This is a genomic window from Nocardia kruczakiae NBRC 101016, assembly GCF_001612965.1.
Classification (GTDB): domain Bacteria; phylum Actinomycetota; class Actinomycetes; order Mycobacteriales; family Mycobacteriaceae; genus Nocardia; species Nocardia kruczakiae.
In genome coordinates, this window is the sequence record NZ_BDBL01000055.1 from 1 (window position 1) to 1,546 (window position 1,546).

1 protein-coding gene is annotated in these 1,546 nt (G+C 76.3%); it reads left to right on the forward strand.

Features of this window, described 5'->3' with window-relative positions; translation table 11 throughout:
• The coding region (locus NK1_RS35195) for a hypothetical protein (protein ID WP_167354319.1) at window positions 1-1,546 on the forward strand (1,546 nt) is incomplete at both ends.

Below are 1,546 nucleotides of genomic sequence, written 5' to 3' on the forward strand. Positions count from 1 at the left end.
CATTCGCAGCACCACCCAGCCCTGCACCGGCATTCGCAGCACCACCCAAGGCACCACCGAGACCTGCACCAGCATTCGCAACACCGCTCAGACCCGCACCAGCATTCGCAGCACCGCCCAGCGACTCACCCAGTCCCGCAGCCACATTCGCCGCCCCACCGAGCGCACCACCGAGTCCCGCGCCCGCATTCGCGGCACCCCCGAGTTCTCCACCGAGTCCGGCACCCGCCTCGGTCGCACCCCCGAGCGCACCCCCGAGGTCTGCTCCGGCCTGCGTCACACCGCCGAGAGCACCACCCAGATCGCCACCCAAGTGAACCGCGTCTCCGAGCGAACCCTCCAGTCCCGCACCGGCATTCGAAGTCCCGCCCAGCGCACCACCGAGTCCCGCCCCCGCGTTGGCGGCACCGCCCAAGGCACCACCGAGGCCCGCGCCGGCCTCCGCCACACCACCCAGGGCACCACCGAGACCGGCACCGGCCTCCGCCGCACCTCCCAGCGCACCACCGAGTCCGGCGCCGGCCTCCGCCGCACCACCCAGGGCACCACCGAGACCAGCACCCGCGTCGGCCGCGCCGCCGAGAGCGCCACCGAGACCCGCACCCGCGCCCGCCGCTGCCGCGCCGCCCAAGGCGCCACCGAGACCGGCACCGGCCTCCGCCGCACCGCCCAGCGCTCCTCCGAGATCAGCTCCGGCGTTTGCGGCACCACCCAGCGCACCACCAAGACCCGCACCCGCGTTGGCCGCGCTACCCAGGGCACCGCCCAGTTCCGAACCCACGCCGGTCGCCGCGCCCGCAGCGCCGGACAGGCCCGCGCCCAGGTCGCCGGCCGCGTTCAGGGCGCCCCCCAGGGCACCGCCGAGACCCGCTCCGGCTTCCGCCGCGCCCCCCAGGGCACCACCGAGACCCGCTCCGGCTGCTGCCGCGCCACCCAGGGCACCACCGAGGCCCGCGCCGGCTTCCGCCGCGCCGCCGAGCGCACCGCCGAGGCCTGCGCCCAGTCCGGTTTCGAGTCCGGTGCCGAGTTCCCCGCCGGCGTTCAGTGCGCCGCCGAGGGCTCCTCCGAGGGCTGCGCCCAGGCCGGCGCCGGCTTCGGCTGCGCCGCCGAGTGCTCCGTTGAGTTCGGTTCCCAGGCCTGCGCCGGCTTCGGCCGCACCGCTCAACGCTCCGCCGAGCCCGGCGCCGAGTCCCGCGGTGGCTTCGGTCAATCCTGTTGCGGCGGAGGAGATTCCGACCTGGATGCCGGTTCCGATCTGTGCAGAGAGATCGGTGCCGACCTGCGCGACTGTGTCGGCGGCGCCTTCGATTCCGGCGGAGAGGCCGAGATCGGTGCCGGCGGTGCCGGTGCCGGAGACCGCGCCACCGAGGCCGACCGCGACCCCGGTCAAGGCACCCAGTCCGGCGGTCAGCCCGGCCGCGGCGCCCGCACCGAGCGATGCGGCCGCGCCCAGGCCGGCGGACAGCCCCGCCCCCAGGTCGGCGCCGAGTCCCGCGCCGAGACCGAGGCCCGCGCCGGCCTCGATTCCGGTTTCTCCGCCGAGCGC